The sequence below is a fragment of the Brenneria sp. L4-2C genome (assembly GCF_040240335.1).
In the GTDB taxonomy this organism is placed as follows: Bacteria; Pseudomonadota; Gammaproteobacteria; order Enterobacterales; family Enterobacteriaceae; genus Brenneria.
Genome location: NZ_JBEIAC010000044.1, coordinates 1 through 4,593 on the forward strand (window position 1 = coordinate 1; position 4,593 = coordinate 4,593).

Here is a 4,593-nt window from a genome sequence, read left to right on the forward strand (position 1 = left end):
CGGTTAAAAGAGTACCGGCGTATTGCCACACGCTACGACAAAACAGCGAGAAATTATCTGTCGATGGTGAAACTGGGCTGTATCCGACTCTTTTACAAGAAGTTATGCAATTAAGGGACACAGCCTAGCCCCAGCGGATCGATCCACGTCAGCGCATTCGGCGCATATTGATAAAGATTCCGCCCACCCGCCAGCCCTATCGCATCATGCTGGGTAAATCTGCCGATATCCGGATCGTAGTAACGGAACAGATTGTAGTGCAGTCCGGTTTCGCGATCCAGGTATTGACCCTGCAGACGCAGGTTTTGGGAATAATCCAGCGTCTGCTGTTTTTCCCCATAGCTCAACTTGCCCCAGGCGCTGCTGTGGCTATGCCAGCTAGAGGGAAGGTTCGTTAAGATCACATCCGTTTTTTTAATTTTTTTTCGGTGCCCAAAAAGACTTATCAGACACATAGATTTCATTCAATTTTAGGTCAAGAGGAATATGCTCTATATAATCTGCGATTTCATCATAAGGTGATGGTAACGTAAAAGATAAACCATAATTCTCATTAACAACGAGGGTACCATTAAGTATTCTTTGACTCTTTGTTAAATCAAGTAATTTCCCCATAGTTATCCCAGTGTATAATGTATCTTTATATTTCCCTTTGTAATTTTCGTTGCATCCGACACTAATAATAACACCTGCTTGTGTCGTAGAAACTCTCATGACTCCATCATCAAGTACATATGCTATATTTACCTCATTAAATGGAAATGGGATTAAATATTCCTTAACACCAACGTTAAAGTTAAAGTACATGTCTTCAATGTACTGAGATATATTGTCATTCAATAGGATATTACCTATTGATTTAAAAGATATTATTTCAGCGTTAAAATCTATCATTTTTAAATACCGTTCATTAATATGCCATCAATATAAACTGCTGAGTCTTTAATGAGATCATGATTTTTAAAATCTCCGTGACCAATTCGACCTAAAACTTCATCAGGCGATTTCCCCGTAGACTTATAAACTTTCCAATAGTCATTGCCATGAATGTTTGGCTGCGAAGCAGAACCTCCTGGATGATAATCTAGCTTACAAGTCGTTCCTGATTTTGTTGTCTTGACATAAACAATATGTTGAATAGACCTATCATTACCTGCTTGTGGTCTCGTTACTTTCCAGCCCTTCGACGTTAAATAATCATGAACTTCCGCAGATTTTTTCCCTGTCAAACGGTCAGTCCAGCGGCTTGTAATTCTATCTCTACGATTAAATCCTTTAGGTGAACAACTACTTAATCCCCACGGATCAATCCACCCCAAAGCATTCGGCGCATACTGATAAAGATTCAGCCCACCCGTAGCCCTATCGGGTCATGCTGGGTGAATCTGCCGATATCCGGATCGTAGTAACGGAACAAATTGTAGTGCAATCAGGATTAGTCAATAAATGACATATTGTTTTTAATGAAAAAACCATCGAAGAATATTAAAAATAATTACATTTAATATTAAATTCGGGCATCACCATTTTTAATACCTATCTGGAATAATTTATAAGCCATATAGTCAATACGCTGTCTTTGAGCCAGTTTATTCAGCCATTCCTGTGGGATATCTGAAATGCCATATAATGCCCCCGAGATTTGAACAGCGGTGGCGGCAACACTATCAGCATCGTCAGCCAAATTTTCGGCAAGTAAAATGGCGTCACGAAAGTTATTCGTATTCCTCACAGTATATTCCATTCTTATTCTTTAAGTGCAGGTGAAAACCCAAAGTCAACATATCCTTCAGAGCTGATTACTAAGCACCACTTCCTTTCTCTTTCAAAAAAATAATGATGCTGAGGGATTTTTTTTACTGCCAGACTTAAAAAAGAATAAAGCTGATGATTATTTAACCTAACTGAAAAATCCAAAGATGAATCATTTATATAAAAGATATCATTACTTTTTGATATTTCACTATTTATTTCATCATCATTTATAAAGCATTTTATGGTTGCCAACCAGTCTGAGTAATCCCCATGCAATTCCAAAGATTTATGATTTATCGTGTTTTTCCAATCAATTTTTGAACCAATCCATTGAAAGTCATCAGATAACTTATCTACAATAAATTCCCAGTCATCTACTATTTCCGGAGTGTCGGGGAGTTGGAATATTTCCCGCCTAATTTCATCATCTAGTGTCATGACCCTCTCCAAGGTTTGGATGGTATATTATATGAATTATGATGTTTTGTTACTGTGGACTCACTCGCATCAAAGAGGAAATGCTCCCCTTTTTCTTTCCCACTGAATACATTAATATGAGCGCCACTCCGTTCGTCATATTCTACTCTAAAACCTGTCTTTCCGTCGGCTGTTGTCATCCCTACGGGCTTGCCTCTGGTTGCACCAAATTTTCCTGTATTAACTTTCTCAGCAATAAATCCGCGTTTTCCAACCATTCCAGAGCCTTATTTCTGGCCTGATTAAAGTCGTCTTTTGCTTTACAACTTAATCCTAACGGAGCCACCCAGCTTAGTGGATTCGGCGCATATTGATAAAGATTCCGCCCACCCGTAGCCCTATCGGGTCAAGTGCAACAATCCATCCGATTTTCGAATCGTACTATTGGTTTCGGCTGTAAATTACCTTCATCTTGTCGTCATAGTTCAAGAAATCGCGCACGCTACCGCCCACCGACAAGAAAGTTGGCTGAGGTTGGAATTCATTCTAAGACATACAGAATGGTAAATAAATTGTCCAAAACAGCGCGTCACTACACGGTGGGATACGCCTCGCACAAACCTGTTGCAAACAGGTTTGAACAGTTTTAACTGGCCCACAGGGCGAGCCTCAGAATGAGGCGAGTAAAACGGCAGACCCAACCCGCCCCCGGCCATCAACCTTAAGGGGCGCTGGCTCGAAGAATCGGGGTTTATCACCGGGATGCCAATAACGGTGACGGTTGAGCAGGGCAGATTGGTGATTGAGACCAAGATTAACCTGTAGACGACAGATAATAAAAAGCCGGAAGGATCATTAGGATCACTTCCGGCTTTATTTAATCTAAAAGAGAACTGAACTCTTTAAAGGCTTCTATTATTTCGCTAGTTTCAGATAATTCCCTTCTGTCATTAATAATGTATTTTTCGGTATTAACATCCATTATTTCTAACATACATGATTTATCATCCCATACAGTAAAACGGGCGATCTTGCTTTCATTTTCAAAATCAACAACTAAACTATCAGTAAGTTCATTGTTATTGATTTTAACCTCATAATCACCATGAGATAAAATCCAATCCTTTACATCTTGGAGCATTTTTTTATTCCGGTTTCAGTTTTATGAGCTTTAACTTCTATTTTATTCGCTGATGGCATTTCAGGAACAGGCAAGCCTTTACGTTTTACTAAACGGCCTTCAAGAGAATCAGGTCCAACTATTTTTGCCCAACCGTCATTAGTTTTAATCAATGAGTTTTTCGGCACATCAAATTCGACATACATCGTACCCGGTTTAGCTTGTTTACCAAAAGCGTCGATATTCTCGGGATGAGCCACATGAGTGGTGCCAGTGGAGCTTTGTACAACTCTTCCACTATCTACCATTTGTTTATATTCAGTAGGCCCCATCCAACGACCAACTGTAACATTACTCAAACCTAACGGGTCGATCCACCCCAACGGATCCGGCGCATAAGCATAAAGGTTCAACCCACCCATCAGCCCTATCGGGTCATGCTGGGTGAATCTGCCGATATCCGGATCGTAGTAACGGAACAGATTGTAGTGCAGTCCGGTTTCGCGATCCAGGTATTGGCCCTGCAGACGCAGGTTTTGGGAATAATCCAGCGTTTGCTGGTTTTCCCCATCGCTCAACTTGCCCCAGGCGCTGCTGTGGCCTTGCCAGCGTACGGTGCCTTCGCTGTCCGTCAGGCTTTCCGGTTCGCCGTTAGGCGCATTATGAAAATACACACCTGTGCATGCGCTATGCCGTCAATACGCGCCAGCGGCTCGTAGCTGCCCTGATCGGCATACACATAGGTGAGTGGGGTGCCATTACGGGTTTCCTGCAGCAACCGGAAGCCTTCCCACAGAAAGGTGGTGGTTTGCCGTTGCCCGATGGGCTGGCGCAGATCCCGGCTTTGCAGCCACACCTGTTTATGGGTGCGGCGTCCGAGGGGATCGTAACGGTAATGCTCCGTATCCGGCAGGGAGCCTTCCTGTGCCAACAGCCGCTCGGCGGCATCGTAGTGATAGTGGCGATATAGTGAGTCAGGTGGCCGTCAGCCCATTCCCGAAGGGAAATAGAGCCTGGTAAAAGTGTAGCGATATTAGGCTGTGTCCCTTAATCATCTGAGCTATAGTAACTACTTATTTCCACAACACTTTGAGATATGGCCCGATACGATCTTCCCGATGAAGCATGGAGCATCATCCAGCCCTTACTGCCTGCTGAACCTACATCCCCACGAGCCGGACGCCCATGGGCTGAGCATCGTAAAGTCATCAACGGTATGTTCTGGGTGTTGTGTTCTGGTGCGCCATGGCGCGATTTACCTGAGCGATATGGCTCCTGGAAAACGGTTTATAATCGCTTTA

General features: G+C 42.8%; 8 protein-coding genes and 5 pseudogenes. 3 read left to right on the plus strand and 10 right to left on the minus strand.

Annotation, left to right across the window (positions count from 1 at the left end; genetic code table 11):
• Positions 1-114 (plus strand): annotated as a pseudogene (locus tag ABRZ26_RS24725) (IS5/IS1182 family transposase); the annotation flags it as partial.
• Positions 115-125: 11 nt separating this feature from the next.
• Here ABRZ26_RS24725 and ABRZ26_RS24730 read toward each other — a convergent pair.
• From ABRZ26_RS24730 to ABRZ26_RS24760, 7 genes and pseudogenes are all read right to left on the minus strand, one after another.
• Positions 126-377 (minus strand): annotated as a pseudogene (locus ABRZ26_RS24730) (RHS repeat-associated core domain-containing protein); the annotation flags it as partial.
• A gap of 37 nt (positions 378-414) precedes the next feature.
• Positions 415-894: a hypothetical protein gene (locus ABRZ26_RS24735; RefSeq protein ID WP_319606668.1), complete on the minus strand. Its 480-nt coding sequence runs from the start codon at positions 892-894 to the stop codon at positions 415-417.
• A 2-nt stretch (positions 895-896) separates the two neighbouring features.
• A complete protein-coding gene (locus ABRZ26_RS24740) occupies positions 897-1,310 on the minus strand; it encodes a hypothetical protein (protein ID WP_413556474.1) in 414 nt (137 codons plus the stop codon).
• Positions 1,290-1,429: pseudogene (locus tag ABRZ26_RS25250) on the minus strand (RHS repeat-associated core domain-containing protein); the annotation flags it as partial. The pseudogene ABRZ26_RS25250 and the gene ABRZ26_RS24740, both read right to left, overlap by 21 nt.
• A 78-nt stretch (positions 1,430-1,507) precedes the next feature.
• Positions 1,508-1,744 (minus strand): ADP-ribosylglycohydrolase family protein, encoded by a 237-nt coding sequence (locus ABRZ26_RS24750; protein ID WP_319606670.1) that lies wholly within the window; start codon positions 1,742-1,744, stop codon positions 1,508-1,510.
• Between the two features lie 2 nt (positions 1,745-1,746).
• Positions 1,747-2,193, minus strand: coding sequence for a type IV secretion protein Rhs (locus ABRZ26_RS24755; RefSeq protein WP_319606671.1), 447 nt, complete (start codon positions 2,191-2,193; stop codon positions 1,747-1,749).
• Positions 2,190-2,450, minus strand: coding sequence for a hypothetical protein (locus ABRZ26_RS24760; RefSeq protein ID WP_319606672.1), 261 nt, complete (start codon positions 2,448-2,450; stop codon positions 2,190-2,192). Before ABRZ26_RS24760 ends, ABRZ26_RS24755 begins: the two co-directional genes overlap by 4 nt.
• 412 nt (positions 2,451-2,862) lie before the next feature.
• Here ABRZ26_RS24760 and ABRZ26_RS24765 point away from each other — a divergent pair.
• Positions 2,863-2,997 (plus strand): annotated as a pseudogene (locus ABRZ26_RS24765) (SymE family type I addiction module toxin); the annotation flags it as partial.
• 52 nt (positions 2,998-3,049) lie between these two features.
• On the opposite strand, the gene ABRZ26_RS24770 reads toward ABRZ26_RS24765, so the two are convergent.
• From ABRZ26_RS24770 to ABRZ26_RS24775, 3 genes and pseudogenes are all read right to left on the minus strand, one after another.
• Positions 3,050-3,313, minus strand: a complete 264-nt coding sequence (locus ABRZ26_RS24770; RefSeq protein WP_319606673.1) for an immunity protein TriTu family protein — start codon at positions 3,311-3,313, stop codon at positions 3,050-3,052.
• Positions 3,298-3,624, minus strand: a complete 327-nt coding sequence (locus tag ABRZ26_RS25255; protein ID WP_502880317.1) for a TreTu family toxin — start codon at positions 3,622-3,624, stop codon at positions 3,298-3,300. Before ABRZ26_RS25255 ends, ABRZ26_RS24770 begins: the two co-directional genes overlap by 16 nt.
• A 9-nt stretch (positions 3,625-3,633) precedes the next feature.
• A pseudogene (locus tag ABRZ26_RS24775) lies at positions 3,634-4,250 on the minus strand (RHS repeat-associated core domain-containing protein); the annotation flags it as partial.
• A 138-nt stretch (positions 4,251-4,388) separates the two neighbouring features.
• Between ABRZ26_RS24775 and ABRZ26_RS24780 the strand changes: the two are divergent.
• Positions 4,389-4,593, plus strand: a 205-nt coding sequence (locus tag ABRZ26_RS24780; RefSeq protein WP_319602908.1) for a transposase, incomplete at its 3' end; no start/stop codon positions are given.